The organism is Nostocoides veronense (genome assembly GCF_039531185.1).
Taxonomy (GTDB): Bacteria; Actinomycetota; Actinomycetes; order Actinomycetales; family Dermatophilaceae; genus Nostocoides_A; species Nostocoides_A veronense.
On sequence record NZ_BAAAPO010000042.1, the window covers coordinates 74,072 to 89,908 of the forward strand.

A 15,837-nucleotide genomic window follows, 5' to 3' on the forward strand; every position below is an offset into this window, starting at 1 on the left:
GTTTCTTTGTCCTAGCTCTCGAGATTGGCCATGACGTGCTTGATGCGGGTGTAGTCCTCCAAGCCGTACATGGACAGGTCCTTGCCGTAGCCGGATCGCTTGAATCCACCGTGCGGCATCTCGGCCACCAGGGGGATGTGGGTGTTGATCCACACACACCCGAAGTCCAAGGCCTTGCTCATCCGCATCGCGCGGCCGAAGTCCTTGGTCCAGACCGAGGAGGCGAGGCCATAGTCCACGCCATTGGCGAAGGCGATGGCCTCGGCTTCGTCGGTGAACTTCTGCACGGTGATGACGGGGCCGAAGATCTCATTCTGGATGGCCTCGTCGTCCTGGCGTAGCCCCGACAAGACGGTCGGCTCGAGGAAGTACCCGTCGCCCAGACCGGAGACCCGGTTGCCGCCGGCGGACACGGTGGCATGTCCCGGGAGCCGGTCAATGAAGCCACTGACATGCGCCAGCTGGCGGGCGTTGTTGACGGGGCCGAAGAGCGCCTCCTCGTCATCCGGCATACCGACCTTGGCACTGCTCTTGGCGTAATCCGATAGTGCCGCAACGAAATCATCGTGGATGCCGGGTGCGACGAGCACGCGAGTGGCGGCAGTGCAGTCCTGCCCAGCATTGAAATAGCCGGCGACGGCGATGCCCTCGACAGCCGCTTCGATGTCCGCATCGTCGAAGACGACGACGGGGGCTTTGCCCCCGAGCTCGAGGTGCACGCGCTTGACCTGCGCGCTGGCGCTCTCGGCAACTTGTATGCCGGCCCGCACCGATCCGGTGATCGCCACCAGCGCGGGGGTTTGGTGCTCGACGAGGGCGCGGCCGGTCTCGCGGTCGCCCATGACGACATTGAAGGTGCCGGACGGCAGGAACTCCGAGGCGATCTGCGCCAACAGCAGCGTGGTTTCTGGCGTGGTGTCACTCGGCTTGAGGACCACGGTATTGCCCGCGGCGAGCGCCGGCGCGATCTTCCAGACCGCCATCATCATGGGGTAGTTCCACGGGGTCACCTGGCCGACGACGCCGATCGGCTCGCGCCGCACGAAGCTCGTCATCCCCTTCATGTACTCACCGGCCGCCTTGCCTTCGAGTATGCGGGCCGCGCCCGCGAAGAAGCGCAACTGGTCGAGCATCGGGGGGATCTCTTCGCTGGCGGTCAGCGCATGTGGCTTGCCCGTGTTCTCCGACTCCAGCTTCACGAATTCATCGCTGCGCTTCTCAATCGCGTCGGCGATCTTTAGCAGCGCCTGCTGACGCTCGCTCGGGGTCGTCTGTCCCCACTCCTCGAAGGCCTTGGCCGCGGCGGCGTATGCCGCGTCGACGTCCTCGACCCCGGAGATCGGGGCACTGGCGACCACCGCTCCCGTGCTCGGGTTGATGACATCCGCGCGGGCATCGGATCGGGCATCCACGGCGGCGTTGTCGATGAAGTTCTTCAACAGGCGGGTGTTAGTCACGTCAGGTCACTCCACGGGGTGGGATCGGGCGTCGGCGTCGACGTTGAGCGGCACTCTAGTTCGGGGGACCTGCACGCAACAGGGGCCCCCCGCAGGAAAAGACGAAAATGATGCGCACTCGAAAGAATCTGTCCGTCAGTCCCACGGAATCCTTAGCTGTCAGCCCGAAATTCGAGGGATTCCGTCGTACGGTGGCGGTATGCAGCAGCGACGCAGCACCGGGGCACCTGGGCGTCTTGACGAGTTGTCGAAGCAGATCGTGGAAATCCTGCAACGTGACGGGCGCGCGTCATATGCCGCGATCGCCAAGCAGGTCGGCCTCTCCGAGGCCGCCGTGCGGGCTCGGGTGCAGCGCCTGCTCGACGCGGGGGTGATGCAGATCGTCGCGGTGACCGATCCCCTGCAGGTCGGCTTCACCCGCCAGGCCATGATCGGCGTCCGCGTCGCAGGCGAGCTCGGCCCAGCTGCCGAGGCCGCGTCGGCGCTGGATCAGGTGGCGTATGTCGTGACCACCGCCGGCAGTTTCGACCTGTTGTGCGAGGTGGTCTGCGAAGACGACGAGGAGCTTCTGCACCTGGTCGGTTCGGCGATTCGCGCCCTGCCGGGAGTCATCTCGACCGAAACCTTCGTCTATCTCAAACTCAATAAACAGCACTACAACTGGGGTACGCGATGAGCACGACACCCGCCGGAACCGCATACACCGACGCAGCACGAGACCACCTGTGGATGCACTTCACCCGACACTCAACCTTCGAGGACGGCCCGGATGGGCTTGCGGGACAGGGCGTTCCGATCATCGTCCGCGGCGACGGTCACCGGATCTGGGACGACCAGGGACGCGAATATATCGATGCCTTGGCCGGGCTCTTCGTCACCAATGTCGGGCACGGACGCGCGGAGATCGCCGAGGCGATGGCTGCTCAGGCGCGCGAATTGGCCTTCTTCCCGCTCTGGTCTTATGCCCATCCCCGCGCCATCGAGTTGGCGGAGCGGCTCGCGGCATACGCCCCCGGCGACCTGAGCCGGGTCTTCTTCACGACCGGCGGCGGGGAGGCGGTCGAGAGCGCGTGGAAACTCGCGAAGCAATACTTCAAGCTCACCGGTCGCCCGACTAAGCACAAGGTGATTTCGCGGACGATCGCCTATCACGGCACCCCGCACGGTGCCCTGTCCTTGACCGGCATCACGCCGGCGCGGATTCCGTTCGAGCCGTTGGTGCCCGGAGCTTTCAAGGTGCCGAACACCAATATTTATCGCGGCCCGGAGCATCTGCGCGATGACGAGAAGGCCTTCGGGCGATGGGCTGCGGATCGCATTGAGGAGGCGATCCTCATGGAGGGCCCGGACACCGTGGCCGCGGTTTTCCTCGAGCCGGTCCAGAACTCCGGCGGCTGCTTCCCGCCCCCCGCGGGCTATTTCGAGCGGGTCCGGGAGATCTGCGATGCGTATGACGTCCTGCTGGTCTCCGATGAGGTCATTTGCGCGTTCGGGCGCATCGGCTCGATCTTCGCGTGCAAGGACTTCGGCTACCAACCCGACATCATCACCTTCGCCAAGGGCGTGACGTCCGGGTACGCCCCGCTCGGCGGAATGGTCGTGTCCGACCGGCTTTTCGAGCCCTACCGATCTGGCATGACCTTCTTCCCCCACGGCTACACCTGGGGCGGCCATCCCGTCTCGTGCGCCGCGGCGATGGCCAATCTGGATATCTTCGATCGTGAGGGGCTGACCGATCACGTGCACGCCCAGGCCGGGGTCTTCCGCTCCACGCTGGAGTCGCTGCTCGATCTGCCGATCGTCGGCGATGTCCGCGGCGCGGGCTACTTCTATGGGATCGAACTGGTCAAGGACAAGCAGACGCGGGAGACTTTCGATGCTGCGGAGTCCGAGCGGCTACTGCGGGGCTATCTGTCGAAGGCACTCTTCGATGCCGGGCTTTATTGCCGCGCTGACGACCGCGGGGATCCGGTGATTCAGTTGGCGCCACCGCTGACGATCGGACCGGCCGAGTTCGAGGAGATCACCAGCAGATTGCGCTCAGTCCTGACCGATGCAGCGCAGTTCATATGACCGCACATGATGTCGGCTAGCCATCCGCTCTGGTGGGAGGAGCGTGGATCATACTGTCCGCCAACGGATTTCAACTTTCCTGATGAAGCTCAGGTCGTGATTGTGGGAGCGGGCTTCACCGGCCTCTGGACCGCCTACTATCTGCTGCGGGACCGGCCGGGCACAGATGTGCTCGTGCTGGAAGCCGAGCACGTGGGTTTCGGTGCCAGCGGTCGCAATGGCGGATGGGTGTCCGCGCTCTTCCCCGTCGGCGCTGCGCGACTAGCGGGGCTCCACGGGGTCGAAGCAACGCGCGATCTGCTGGCGGCGCTGCGGCATACGGTCGACGAGGTGGGAGCGGCCGTCTCAGCCGAGGGGTTCCTGGGGGTGAGTTTTGTGAAGGGGGGCGCGCTGTTCTTGGCGCGCAATCCGGCGCAGGTGGTGCGCGCCAAAGGAGAAGTGGCGGCCGGCGAGCAGTGGGGCGACGGGACGATGTGGCTGCCATCGGACGCCGCACGAGAGCGCTTGGCAGCCACGAATACCCTTGGCGCGACGTGGAATCCGCATTGTGCGCGGCTGCAGCCGACGGCACTGGTCGACGGGCTGGCGGCGGCCGTGCGACGGTTGGGTGGTCGCATTGTCGAAGGCGTGAGCGTCGCGGGCGCCTCGCCGGGGCAGGTGCGTTTGCTTGACGGGCGGACGGTGCGCGCCGGGCACATCGTGCGCGCAACCGAGGCCTACACCGCGCGATTGTCCGGGCTGCGGCGGCGATTGGCGCCGGTCTATTCGCTGATCGTCGCAACCGAGTCACTGCCCGCCTCGACGTGGGAGGCCATCGGGCTGGCCCGGCGGGAGGTCTTCAGCGACTACCGAAATGTCATCGTCTACGGCCAGCGCACGGAGGATGACCGGCTGGTTTTCGGCGGTCGGGGGGCGCCCTACCACTTCGGATCGGGCGTGCGCCCGGAGTTCGATGGTGACGAGCGAGTATTTGCGTCGCTGCGAAAAGCCTTGCGGGAGATGCTTCCTCAGCTCGGTGATACTCAGTTCACGCACGCATGGGGCGGGCCACTCGGCATACCGCGGGATTGGCATCCGTCGGTGGGCTATGACCCGGCCACGCGCGTCGGGTGGGCCGGTGGGTATGTCGGTGACGGCGTCGCGGCGACCAATCTGGCCGGGCGCACGCTGGCCGATCTGGTGAGCGGACGGCATACAGCCCTGACGCGGTTGCCGTGGGTGGATCATCGCTCACCCGAGTGGGAGCCGGAGCCTTTCCGCTGGCTCGGGGTGAATGCGGGACTTCGCCTGGCCGCCCTCGCGGATCGCGAGGAAGCCCTGACCGGCCGCCCGGCGCGGCTGGCTGCGGCGCTGGAGGCGCTGACCGGGCACTGAGTCGTCGAGGATCCCGCCCCCCAGATGGCAGCTGCCTGTCATCGTCGGTCGGCTCCCACAGAACCGGCGGTGTGACGAGCCGCTGCGCAAGAGCCTCGGGCGTGAGCGTTTCGTGCACGCTTGTGCCGGCTTCCCCAGGGCGCATGGGGGCGAGAGTTATCCACAGGTGTCGGCGGAGCGAGAGCCAGCTATTGCCGGACGCGGCAGCATGGTTGTGTGGGGATTCCGAGTGAAGTGAGGGACACTGATGAGCGTGACGACGCTGCCCTGGGGGCGGTCGCTGACCGCCGAAGATCTCGCGGCGATGCCCGATGACGGGCACCGCTACGAACTCATCGACGGGGCGCTGATCGTGACCCCGTCACCGAGTCGTGAGCACCAACTGTGCGCAGGCAAGTTCTACATCGATCTCACTGCCGCGTGTCCAGGCCACCTGTGCGTTGCCTTCGCTCCCTTGGATGTGGCCTATACGCGGGACACGGTGCTGCAGCCGGACATTCTCGTCGTCGAGCGCGCGGGGTTCTTCGACAAGGACCGTCCTCTCCGACCATTGCTGGCGGTTGAGGTGTTGTCTCCCAGCACCCGGCTGATCGATCTCAACACCAAGAAGGCACGCTTCGAGGAGGCCGGCTGCGCGAGCTACTGGGTCATCGACCCGATTGCGCTGCGGCTCATCGCGTGGGACCTCGTAGCTGGCGCCTATCAGTTGGTGGCCGATGTGGCGGCCGGGGACGAATGGACCGCCACCCTGCCGTTCCCCGTGACCTTGACGCCCGGCTCGCTTCTCGACTGATCTGACCTGCTCTACTGATCCGCCCCGTGCGTCGGTCGCGTCCTGTCGGCGGCGGCTACCTGGCCAGGTCGGCGCGCACGGCGTCGGCGAAATCGGGATCGGCCGCGACGACACCTTCGAAGGCCAGGTTGGCCGGGAGTTCGTCGGCACGCTGGCGGGAGGTGAGGAAGATGATGGTGGCCCGGACCAACGCCAAGTCGTCGTCGCCCTCCAAACCGGCGTCCGCGACCGCCTCGGGCGTCAGCTCGACGACGACCTCAATCGGGTCACCGTCTTGGCGCATGCTCACGAGATAGCGGTGGAAATCCATCGCCTCGATGGTCATCGATTCGTTGTCCACATCAGGGGCAACGACGATTCGAGCGATGACTATTCCGGAAGGTCGAGTGGCGCCCAGCAGGTCTGAGGTTTGGCACCGCATGTGGCGCCAAAGCTCGGACCTACCTGCGAGTAATGGCGAGCTGGCCGACGCGATCGGCGAAGGCGCTCCTCACTACGATGCCTGGCATGCCGGATGTTGCTGCGCTGCGGGCGTACTGGAGCCATCGTCAGGGCTTGGACGGCTCCCTCGCCGGCGCCACCAGCGCGGACGTCTTGGACCGGGTCGGGTGGGCGCGCTCGGTCGGCGGGACCACGCCATACCTCACCCTCTTCAGCCGGGCGGGCATCCGCCGTGAACAGGCGGATGCGGATGTCGCGGCGCTGCGCATTCACGAACTTCCGTCGGCGCGCGATTGCACCTATGTGCTGCCCGCCACCGACTTCGCGCTGGCCCCGGTCGTCGGCGGCGGGGCGAGCAGCACCAGCGAACTCCGGGTCGCGGAGAAGCTGGGCGTCACCCGAGCCGAGATCGACGCCCTCGCCGACGAGGTCGTCGGCGTACTAAGCGATGGTGATGCGGACCCGGCCGGACTGCGAAAGTCGTTGGGAGACAAAGTTCGCAGCCTTGGCGACGAGGGCAAGAAGAAGGGCGTGACGACGACCCTGCCGCTCGCTCTCGGCGTCCTGCAGGCGCAGTCGCGCATCCGGCGGGTTCCCATCGACGGGCGGCTCGATCAGCAGCGCTTCCGATACACCGTATGGCGTTCTGCTCCAACCTTTTCCGGCACACCGCAGGAGGCACGCGCCGAGTTGGCGCGGAAGTACTGGGGATGGATCGGGCTCGCCTCCCTGGCCCATTTCCAGTGGTTCTCTGGATTCACCAAGACCAATGCCACCAAGGCGGTCGCGGACCTCGGCCTCGAACCCCTCACGGACACAACGCTTCTCGCCACTCCGGCCACCCTGGCCGAGTTCGCCGACTTCACGGCCCCAGCAGAGCCGCAGCTCTCCCTGATCGGCTGGCTGGACTCGCTCGTGCTCCTGCGCCGGGACCTGGACTCGCTCACAGTCGAGCGCGATCGCGCGCACCCACTCCTCGACCCGGCCCGCGGCAGCTCCGCCGGCGGCTCCCTCACCGACCTGCCGAACCAGGGCATCGTCGACCGTGGACGCCTCATCGGACTCTGGGACTACGACCCTGCGACCGAGGAGGTCGTCTGGGCACCCATCACGAAACTCACTGCGGCACAACGCAAGGCGACGCTGGTCGCGGTCGGCGAGACCGCGGCATACATCCGTGACGACCTCGGGGACAACCGAGGGATGTCGCTCGACTCCCCCGCCGGTCGCGCCCCGCGCCTGGCCACCATGCGCCAGCCCGCGATGCCATGACCCGCGGTCATTACCCGCCGCCCGGCGTGGAAATCGAGTCAATCGAGGAACTCGACGCTGCACTCGCCGACGGCCTTGCCCCCGCACGTTTGCGCCTGCAGGACCTCGACCTCACCGACTACCACGGCTTAGACCGCCGCACCGATCTCGACGAACTTGTCGTGCTCGGCGGCACCCTCTCCCCCGCGCTTGACGCGCACCTGCGCGCCCACGGCGCCATCATCTTCCCCAACGACCCCGACGCGGCGCCTATCCGTCCCTATCGAGCGCGGCTCTACACCGCGGATGAGTTGTATGCCGACCTCGCCGCCGGTTATCCCGCCACCCCCGACGCCCTCGCCTACGGCTGGTACCGCAACGGCCTGCGTCACCCCGACGTCTTTTCCGCTCTGCTGCAAGCGATTCACGACGACTCCATCTCCGACGCCCTTGCCGAGTTCGTGCGCAACCGGCAGGTCATCGGCGTCATGGGCGGCCACGCCGTCGCCCGCGGCACCGAGGCGTATGCCGATGCCGCCCGCCTCGGTTTCAACCTCGGCGAGCGTGGCTTCCTCGTGACCACCGGCGGCGGGCCCGGCGCGATGGAGGCCGCCAACCTCGGTGCCCTCGCCCGAAGCGCGGACGACCTCACCAGGGCGCTTGCCGTCGTCGCTGACGTCCCGTCCTTCGCCGACGATATCGGCGCCTGGGCCGCGTGCGGCCTGCGCGCTCGCGACCTCCTCGCCACTCCCGATGCCACGCCGACCGACCCGCGCAGCCTCGGCATCCCGACCTGGTTCTACGGCCACGAACCGCCGAATGTCTTCGCCCAAGGCATCGCGAAGTATTTCTCCAATGCCATCCGCGAAGACTGGCTCCTCGCCCATTCCCAGGCCGGCATTGTGGTCCTCCCCGGCGCGGCGGGCACCGTCCAAGAGGTCTTCCAGTTCGCCACCCGCGCCTATTACGCCGACACCACCCCGCCGCCTCTGGTCCTCGTCGACGAGCAGCACTGGCGCGAGAAACTCCCGGTCTGGCAACTCATTTCAGCCCTCGCCAGCGACCGTCTCATGGCCTCCCGCATCGCCCTCGTCGACACCGTCGACGACGCCGCCGCCCTGCTTCTTGCTCGCTAGCCGCCGAGCGCTGAGGAGACGAGCCCAGAAGACTCACGGCTTGTCGACGATATAGCGAGACGGGACGGCGCAGCGAAGCAAGCCGGGCCGCCGAGCGCTGAGGAGACGAGCCCAGAAGACTCACGGCTTGTCGACGATATAGCGAGACGGGACGGCGCAGCGAAGCAAGCCGGGCCGCCGAGCGCTGAGGAGACGAGCCCAGAGAACTCAGAACCGGGCGTCGACGAATGTTTGCTCGCCCATGGGCGGACGCACATACGGCATCTGCTTCATCTCGGGCAGCGTGACGACCTCGGGCGCGACATCCTCATACGCGAACTGGCTCAGCAGGTGGCTGATGCAGTTCAGGCGGGCGGCCTTCTTGTCGTCGGAGGGCACGACATACCAAGGCGCCTGCTTGATGTCGGTGTACTGGAAGGTGTTGTCCTTGGCCATGGAGTACTTCACATAGAACTCGTGCTCGGCGAGGTCCATGTCGGAGAGCTTCCAGCGCTTAAGCGGCTCGGCGTTGCGGGCCTCGAAACGGCGGCGCTGCTCGTCATACGACACCGAGAACCAGTACTTGATAACGATGATCCCGGAGCGGACGAGCATCCTCTCGAACTCGGGGCAGCTGCGCAGGAACTCGGCGTGCTCGTCCTCGGTGCAGAAGCCCATGACCCACTCGACATTTGAGCGGTTGTACCAACTGCGGTCGAAGAGCACCATCTCGCCGGCGGCCGGGAGGTGTTCGACATAGCGCTGGAAATACCACTGGGACTTCTGCCGCTCGGTCGGTGTGGGCAGGGCGGCCACGCGCACGGTGCGCGGCGAGGTGCGCTCGGTGATGCGCTTGATAACGCCGCCCTTGCCGGCGGAGCCGCGGCCTTCGAAGATGACGACGACCTTCAGACCCTGCTTCTGAATCCAGTACTGCAAGAGCACCAATTGCTCCTGCAGTCGCTCCATCTCGACGTCATAGACGGTGCTCTTGAGCCGCCCGTCCTTCTTGTAATCGTCGGGGTTCCCAGTGCCGCCGACCTTGCCGGTCGCGACGACGAACTCACCGGCGTCGTCGGCGCCTTCGGGGGGTGCGATGTGCTTGTCGGGACGAGACATGTCAGCCTGCATTTCCCCCGACCGGGAACCGGGTCAGGACTCGGTGAACATCACGATGCCGAGACACATCTCATCCGAGGTGCCCTCGCCCCATACAACATAGCGCTCGGGGATGTCGGCGAGCGCCGGCAACACGTCGCGCAGCGACTGGTCGTGCGTGCACTGGACCGTGAGTGTGTCCGTCGGCTTCAGCGTAACGGCCTTGGGCAGCAAGGTCGCGGACTGGTTGTCGAAGTCCCAGTTGGTGATATCGAGCAAGGTCTGGGCCTTCGGGGTGCCGGCATTGGCGACGACGGAGATCTTGCGGCCGAGCAGGTGCATGTGACCCGATAGCGCGCGCACGACGATCTTGTCGTTGACCGGCCGGGTGCACTTCTGGGTTGGCCCAACCGGCTCGGCGCCACACAAAATATGAAGCAGGTCAGCGGTTTTCGCCTCGTCGCCAAAGCGCTCGCGCAAGTCGGTCATCGCCGCACCCCGGTCGCAGAGCGTGTTCGCGATGCCCGCTCGACACGGGAGTTCGACCGGCGCGGGGAGCAGCATGGTGCGCAGGTAGTTGTAGTTGCCGTTGTCCGGCGCGATCCGCAGGCGCGCGGCGCTTTGGTCGGAGCCTTCACCGCCGAGCAAGTTGTAGTGGATCTGCATGATGATCTGGCTGCCCTTGGGCAGTTCGGTGCCGATGCCCTTCTCCGTGACGCGCTCGCTGCCACCAGGAGCCCAGGCCCCAAGCCACGGTGCCTCGTCGAGATTCTGGCCGGCGGTGCTGCTCAGCCCGGTGCCGCCGAAGCAGGTCCACCCCTCGCCGGCTTCCGCGGCGTCCTTGGCTTGGGCCCGCGCGACATCTTGCGGGTCGACCTTGTAGAGGATGACGTGGTGGACCAGCTTGGCGTTGGCCGGCAGGAAGTTCGTGCCCGTGATCACCGCGTTCTGGGCAAGCTTGGGATCGAGCAGGAAGCAGCGGTACTCATCGGTGCCCTTCCCGCTCGGCGCTGTGGGGGTGTATGCCGTGGGCATCCGCAGCTCGAGGAAACGCTCGCCGGAGCGCAGGGCGACGGGCTTGGCCGGCGCAGCCGTCGTCGTGCCGCTCCCCGTGCTCGTGCTGCTGCTTGCCGATGCCGCTGCGGGGGCCGAATGGTGGCTCCCTTCGCGCTGGGGCAGGGCACCGGGATCGCCGCCGCAGGCGGTCAGCAGCAAGGCGCCCGCGAGAGCCGCGAGAGGAGCACGAAAACGCATCCACCCAGGGTAAGCGCTCGCTCACGGTCTTCGAAACCTCTCGTGGCGTCGACGCCAGCGCCTACGAACGCATCGCCACACCGCGGCGCCAATAGCCCATGAAGGCCACCTGGCTTCTGTCCCAGCCGAGTTCGCCGACGAGCGCTCGCCGAACGGCCTTGACGATCGCCGACTCGCCGGCCACCCAGGCATACCGTTGGCTTGCCGGCACTGCATCCGCGGGGTCGGGCAGTGCCTCGCCATATGCCGAATAGGTTGGGGTTTCCCAGATCTCCACGTCCAACGCACTAGCGCTTGGGTCCGGTTCGCGGGCCGGCGGGCCGCTCGGGTGCGCCGGGAGTCCAAGGTGATGTCTCACGGCGTCGATGAGTCGCTCGCCGTATGCCGCGTCCTCGCGCGCCAGCCAGGTCACCCGGATGTGCTCGGGCCCCGCGAGCGGCTGGATGTCCTCCCGCGACGGGATTTCGACATATGCCGACCCCCGCGTCCGCGGGGGTAGGTCGGCGAGGATCCGGGCGATCGCCGGGAGGGCGGTCTCGTCCCCGACGAGCAGGATGTCGGTGGCCGCGCCCCGTTGAAACTCGGTGCCGCGGTATGGATTTCCGGCCGCGATCCCAGGGGCGAAGGGCGCGATGACCTGCAGCTGGTCGCCTGGTCGGGCGGCGAGCGCCCACCGACATGCCGGGCCGGAGTGGTCGTCCTCGTGAACCACGAAGTCGACGACGACGCGCGTCCCTTCACCGGCTCCGACGATCTCGCGGATCGTGTAGGTGCGCATCGGGCTTCGCGCGTCCTCGGGCATGGCCAGCCACCCGGCATACCACTGCTCAGGGTCCTCAGGGATGTCCGGCAACGCGCCATCGGGGCCCGGGAAGATCAGCTTGATCCGGGTATCGAAGCCTTCGTCGCGCGCGACATTCGCGAAGCGCGGTGAGGCGAGCTCGACGCGGACGAAAGCGGGCGAAAGCCGCTGCGCGGCATACACCTGCGCGTCGGCAATGAGGATGGTCGGCAGAATCGTGTCAGCGTCGAGAGTCGAGGCGCTCATGGGCTTCCTTACGTCGGGTGGAGAGGGGCAGGACCATCGGTGTGGCGCTGACGGGGTCGAGCACGACGCGCGAGGCAAGGCCGAAGACGTCGCGAATGATGTCTTCGGTGATCACCTCATCGGGCGTGCCTTCGGCGCGAATCCGCCCGTGCTGCATGGCAATCAGATGATCGGCATAACGGGCCGCGAGGTTGAGCTCGTGCAGGACCATGACGATCGTGGTGCCGCGCGAGTTATTGAGCTCGGCGAGCAGGTCGAGGACGTCGATCTGGTGGGCGAGGTCGAGATAGGTCGTCGGTTCGTCGAGGAGGAGCAGGTCCGTATGCTGCGCCAGCGCCATCGCGATCCACACCCGCTGGCGCTGGCCCCCGGAGAGTTCGTCGACGAGGCGATCGGCGAGGTCGATCGTCCCGGTGAGGTCTAGGGCCTCGGCGACGATGGCGTCGTCCTCCGAAGACCACCGCCGAAAGCCGGACTGGTGCGGGTAGCGGCCGCGGCCGACGAGGTCGGTGACGGTCACGCCGGAGGGAACGACGGGTTGTTGCGGCAGCAGTCCGAGGGTGCGTGCCACCTCGCCCGTCGGCCGGCGGTGTATGTCGGTGCCGTCGAGGATGACGGTGCCGGCGGTTGGCTTGAGCAGGCGGGCCAGGCCGCGCAGCAGCGTGGACTTGCCACAGGCGTTGGCGCCGACGATGCCGGTGATGCGCCCGTCCGGGATGACGACATCGAGGTCGTGGACGACGCTGTGCGAGCCGTAGCCCAGGCGGAGGTCACGGGCATACAGGCGAGACGGCGTCGTGCCTGATCGGGGAATATCGTTGGGAGTCAACGGGATCCTCTCGCGGTGCGACCGGTGGCGATCAGCCAGATCAGGGCGGGCGCACCGATCGCACCGGTGATGATGCCGACCGGCAGATTGATGTCGCCGAGCAGATAGGCGCCGATGTGATCGCCGAGCACGACGATGACGGCACCGACGAGAGCCGCGGCGACCAGGCGAGTGCGGCCGCCGGTCAGCGCCCGGGAGATGGGGCCGGTGAGGAAGGCCACGAAGGCGACCGGACCGGCGACGGCGGTGGCGAGTCCGGCGAGGATGACCGCGAGGGCTATCAGGGCATCGACAGACCCCGGCCCCGCGCCGAGACCGGCACGCAGATCGTCGCCGAGTTCGGCCACGCGCAGGACCTTCGAGCGCCAGGCGATGGCGCCCACGACAGGGACGGCGAGCGCGAAGAAGAGGCCGATGGCGCGCCAGTCGACATTGCTCAGGCTGCCGCCCAGCCACTGCAGCACCTTGGTGGCGTTGAACTCGTCGACGCGCGTGAAGAGATATTGGATGACGGCCGACATGACCGCGCTGATGCCGATGCCGAGCAGGACGAGTCGGTAGCCGTTGTGCCCGTCGGCGAGAGCCCGCACGGTCAGCGCGACGCCGAGGGCGCCCGCGACGGCCAGCGCCGAGATCACGGGGCCACTCTGGCCGAGGACGACGATGCCGAAAACCGCTGCGGCACTAGCCCCCAGCGTGACGCCGACGATGTCCGGGCTGGCAAGTTCGTTGTGCAGCGTCGTTTGGAAGATCGCTCCGGCCAGACCGAGAGCCACGCCAACCCCCGTGCCGAGGACGGCACGCGGCAGCTTGGACTCCATCAGGATGTAGCTCGCGCCCGGGATCTCGGCGCCGAGGATAATGCGCACCGCATCCGGCAGGGAGATGAGGAAGTCCCCCTGGGTGATCCGCACGAGGAAGACCGCGACCCAGACGACGGTGAGCCCGCTGAGCGCGTATGTCGTGCGCCGCGCCACCCGTCGCCGCGCCGACCGCACCGCGACGATCGGCGGGTCGAGGGTGGGCGTCACGGTGCTCATAGCGCCACCGTCCGGCCGCGGCGGACCAGCATCACGAAGGCCGGTCCGCCGATCAGGGCGACCATGACGCCGACCTGAATCTCGGCCGGCGGCAACAGGACTCGGCCGACCGTGTCCGCTAGCAGCGTGAGGACCGCGCCACCGAGCAGGCAGAGCGGGAGCACGGTGCGATGCCCTGGACCAGCCAGCGCGCGGACCGCGTGGGGCACCAACAGACCGACGAAGGCGATCGGGCCAGCCAGCGCCGTGGCGGTGCCAGCGAGCAGCACGACGGCAATGGCGACGACCGCCCGGTCGCGACCGAGGCGCCGACCGAGGGCTCGGGCCAAGTCGTCCCCGAGAGCCGCGGCGTCGAGCAGGCGAATGCACAAGAGGCCGAGAACGACGCCCACGGCGAGGAAGGGCGCACCGATGGTCAGCACCGACAGATCCCGGCCGCTGACCGTTCCGACCTGCCAGAACCGGAAAGACTCCATCGTCTGGCGATCCAGCAAGAGCACCGCGGAGGTAGCGCTGGCTAGGACGGCCGTGACGGCCGCCCCACAGATCGCCAATGTGGTCGGCGTCGCGCCATCTTGTCCGGCCGCCGCGACCGCGTGGACCAAGATCAGGGCGAGGCCGGCACCGAGGAAGGCCACCGCGACATACGCCCCAAGATCGGAGATCCCGAAGCCGGCCATGGCTACCACCATGGCGAAGGACGCGCCGGCATTGATTCCGAGAATCCCGGGGTCCGCCAACGGATTTCGCGTCACTCCCTGCAGCAGGGCACCGGCGAGGGCCAGGGCCGCCCCAACCGCTGCGGCGAGCAGCGTGCGGTCGAGGCGGGCGTGCGCGATACCGGTCAACGGGTCGCTCCCGTCGGTGAGGGCGGCCCACAGGGACGCTGGCGCGAGCCACCGGGAGCCGATGAGGAGCGAGCAGACGGAGGCGACGACCGCCAGCATAAGCAAGGCGATCGCGAGGCGACTGGCCCGCGCGGTCACGACCCGATCGCCGCAGAGACCTTGGGGATGAACTTGTCGATGACCACCGGGATCGAGAGCGGGGTCGGGTTGGTCACCGCGAGCGCGGTCGGCTTGTCGGCCTCGGCATACGCGTGCCCGTCCTTGATGGCCGGGATCTGCCCGATGAGCTTGTTGTCCTCGAAGGTCTTCATATCGCTCGGGTTCTCCGACCACGTCAAGAAGACGTCGGAGGTGAGATCCGCGGCGCGCTCCGCCGAAACGGACCCATAGAACTCGCCCGCCTTGACGACCTCGGCGACAGCCGGGGCATCGACCAAGCCAAAGTCGCGCATGAGGGAGACGCGGGGGTCCTGCTCGGCATACACGCCGACGGTGCCGAGGTCGGCAGTCGTGAGGTAGCCGAAGATCAACGAGGTGCCCGTGAGATTGGCGTACTCGGTCGAAGCGGCGGTGATCTGCTGTTCGGCGGCGGCGGTGAGTTCGGCGGCCTTGTCGCTGCGACCGACGGCCTTGCCGACGGTTGCCAGCGAGGTGCGCCACGGGGTGATCCACGGCGCCTCGGGGTAGGCCACGACGGGGGCAATCTTGACGAGCTTGTCGTAATCCTCCTGCGTCAGACCGGAGTTCGTGGCGAGGATCAGGTCTGGGCTCAGGGCCGCAATCTGTTCGATGGGGGCGCCATCAGCGTCGTCGTAGCGCACCGGCGCGTCGCCGCCGAGGCTCGCAAGCGCGGAGTCGAACCAATCGGAGGACCCCGCCGCGTTGCCGCCCCAGGTCAGCTTCGTGGCGCCCACCGGCACGATGCCGAGCGCAACCAAGTGGTCCTGGTCGCTCCAGCCGATGGTGGCGATGCGGGTCGGTTCCTTCTCGATCGTTGTCGAGCCGAACGCGTGCTCGATCGTGACCGGGAAGGCGGCGGCGGTCGTGGTGCCCGAGGTGCTAGCCGTTCCGGTGCTGCTGGTTCCCGATCCGGTCGTGCTCGTCGAACCAGCGGGGCCTGTCGAGCAGGCCGCGAGCAACAGGGTGGGCAGGACGGCTGCGAGAGCGCCGCGGCGCGAGAAGGACGTCATGCGCCCAAGGTTAGGTAAGGCTTACC

The 15,837-nt window shown here is 67.4% G+C and carries 15 protein-coding genes; 6 read left to right on the forward strand and 9 right to left on the reverse strand.

Translation table 11 applies throughout. The features are described from left to right. Positions 1–11 precede the first annotated feature (11 nt). Positions 12–1,457, reverse strand: coding sequence for a gamma-aminobutyraldehyde dehydrogenase (locus ABD225_RS13300; protein ID WP_344086218.1), 1,446 nt, complete (start codon positions 1,455–1,457; stop codon positions 12–14). 199 nt (positions 1,458–1,656) lie between these two features. On the opposite strand from ABD225_RS13300, the gene ABD225_RS13305 reads away from it, so the two are divergent. The 4 genes from ABD225_RS13305 to ABD225_RS13320 all read left to right on the forward strand — a co-directional run bounded on the left by ABD225_RS13305 (position 1,657) and on the right by ABD225_RS13320 (position 5,697). Further along, positions 1,657–2,133, forward strand: a complete 477-nt coding sequence (locus ABD225_RS13305; RefSeq protein ID WP_344086221.1) for an Lrp/AsnC family transcriptional regulator — start codon at positions 1,657–1,659, stop codon at positions 2,131–2,133. Beyond that, the gene (locus ABD225_RS13310; protein ID WP_344086224.1) at positions 2,130–3,530 is read left to right on the forward strand and encodes an aspartate aminotransferase family protein; all 1,401 of its coding nucleotides are present in this window, start codon (positions 2,130–2,132) and stop codon (positions 3,528–3,530) included. Before ABD225_RS13305 ends, ABD225_RS13310 begins: the two co-directional genes overlap by 4 nt. Before the next feature lie 96 nt (positions 3,531–3,626). Continuing rightward, entirely contained in the window at positions 3,627–4,904 is a 1,278-nt protein-coding gene (locus ABD225_RS13315) for an NAD(P)/FAD-dependent oxidoreductase (RefSeq protein ID WP_344086227.1), read from the forward strand. Between the two features lie 247 nt (positions 4,905–5,151). After that, complete coding sequence (locus tag ABD225_RS13320) at positions 5,152–5,697, forward strand: Uma2 family endonuclease (RefSeq protein WP_425564427.1); 546 nt, start codon at positions 5,152–5,154, stop codon at positions 5,695–5,697. A 55-nt stretch (positions 5,698–5,752) separates the two neighbouring features. On the opposite strand, the gene ABD225_RS13325 is transcribed toward ABD225_RS13320, so the two are convergent. Next, positions 5,753–6,022: a hypothetical protein gene (locus tag ABD225_RS13325; protein ID WP_344086233.1), complete on the reverse strand. Its 270-nt coding sequence runs from the start codon at positions 6,020–6,022 to the stop codon at positions 5,753–5,755. 182 nt (positions 6,023–6,204) lie between these two features. On the opposite strand from ABD225_RS13325, the gene ABD225_RS13330 reads away from it, so the two are divergent. Both ABD225_RS13330 and ABD225_RS13335 read left to right on the forward strand, forming a co-directional pair. Then, positions 6,205–7,410 carry a DNA glycosylase AlkZ-like family protein gene (locus ABD225_RS13330; protein ID WP_344086236.1) on the forward strand — a complete coding sequence of 402 codons (1,206 nt, stop codon included), beginning with the start codon at positions 6,205–6,207 and terminating at the stop codon, positions 7,408–7,410. Further along, complete coding sequence (locus ABD225_RS13335; protein ID WP_344086239.1) at positions 7,407–8,525, forward strand: LOG family protein; 1,119 nt, start codon at positions 7,407–7,409, stop codon at positions 8,523–8,525. Before ABD225_RS13330 ends, ABD225_RS13335 begins: the two co-directional genes overlap by 4 nt. A gap of 207 nt (positions 8,526–8,732) precedes the next feature. On the opposite strand, the gene ppk2 is transcribed toward ABD225_RS13335, so the two are convergent. The 7 genes from ppk2 to ABD225_RS13370 form a co-directional block, all read right to left on the reverse strand. After that, entirely contained in the window at positions 8,733–9,623 is an 891-nt protein-coding gene (ppk2, locus tag ABD225_RS13340; protein WP_344086242.1) for a polyphosphate kinase 2, read from the reverse strand. Between the two features lie 33 nt (positions 9,624–9,656). Next, positions 9,657–10,856 (reverse strand): monooxygenase, encoded by a 1,200-nt coding sequence (locus ABD225_RS13345; protein WP_344086244.1) that lies wholly within the window; start codon positions 10,854–10,856, stop codon positions 9,657–9,659. 61 nt (positions 10,857–10,917) lie between these two features. Beyond that, on the reverse strand, positions 10,918–11,904 hold the full coding sequence (locus ABD225_RS13350) for a siderophore-interacting protein (protein WP_344086247.1): 987 nt from the start codon (positions 11,902–11,904) through the stop codon (positions 10,918–10,920). Then, positions 11,879–12,733, reverse strand: coding sequence for an ABC transporter ATP-binding protein (locus ABD225_RS13355; protein ID WP_344086250.1), 855 nt, complete (start codon positions 12,731–12,733; stop codon positions 11,879–11,881). Before ABD225_RS13355 ends, ABD225_RS13350 begins: the two co-directional genes overlap by 26 nt. Continuing rightward, the gene (locus ABD225_RS13360; RefSeq protein WP_344086253.1) at positions 12,730–13,773 is read right to left on the reverse strand and encodes a FecCD family ABC transporter permease; all 1,044 of its coding nucleotides are present in this window, start codon (positions 13,771–13,773) and stop codon (positions 12,730–12,732) included. The genes ABD225_RS13355 and ABD225_RS13360 overlap by 4 nt, the downstream gene beginning before the upstream one ends. Next, positions 13,770–14,759 (reverse strand): FecCD family ABC transporter permease, encoded by a 990-nt coding sequence (locus ABD225_RS13365; RefSeq protein ID WP_344086256.1) that lies wholly within the window; start codon positions 14,757–14,759, stop codon positions 13,770–13,772. The genes ABD225_RS13360 and ABD225_RS13365 overlap by 4 nt, the downstream gene beginning before the upstream one ends. Then, entirely contained in the window at positions 14,756–15,811 is a 1,056-nt protein-coding gene (locus ABD225_RS13370; protein ID WP_344086259.1) for an iron-siderophore ABC transporter substrate-binding protein, read from the reverse strand. Before ABD225_RS13370 ends, ABD225_RS13365 begins: the two co-directional genes overlap by 4 nt. Between the last annotated feature and the right edge of the window lie 26 nt (positions 15,812–15,837).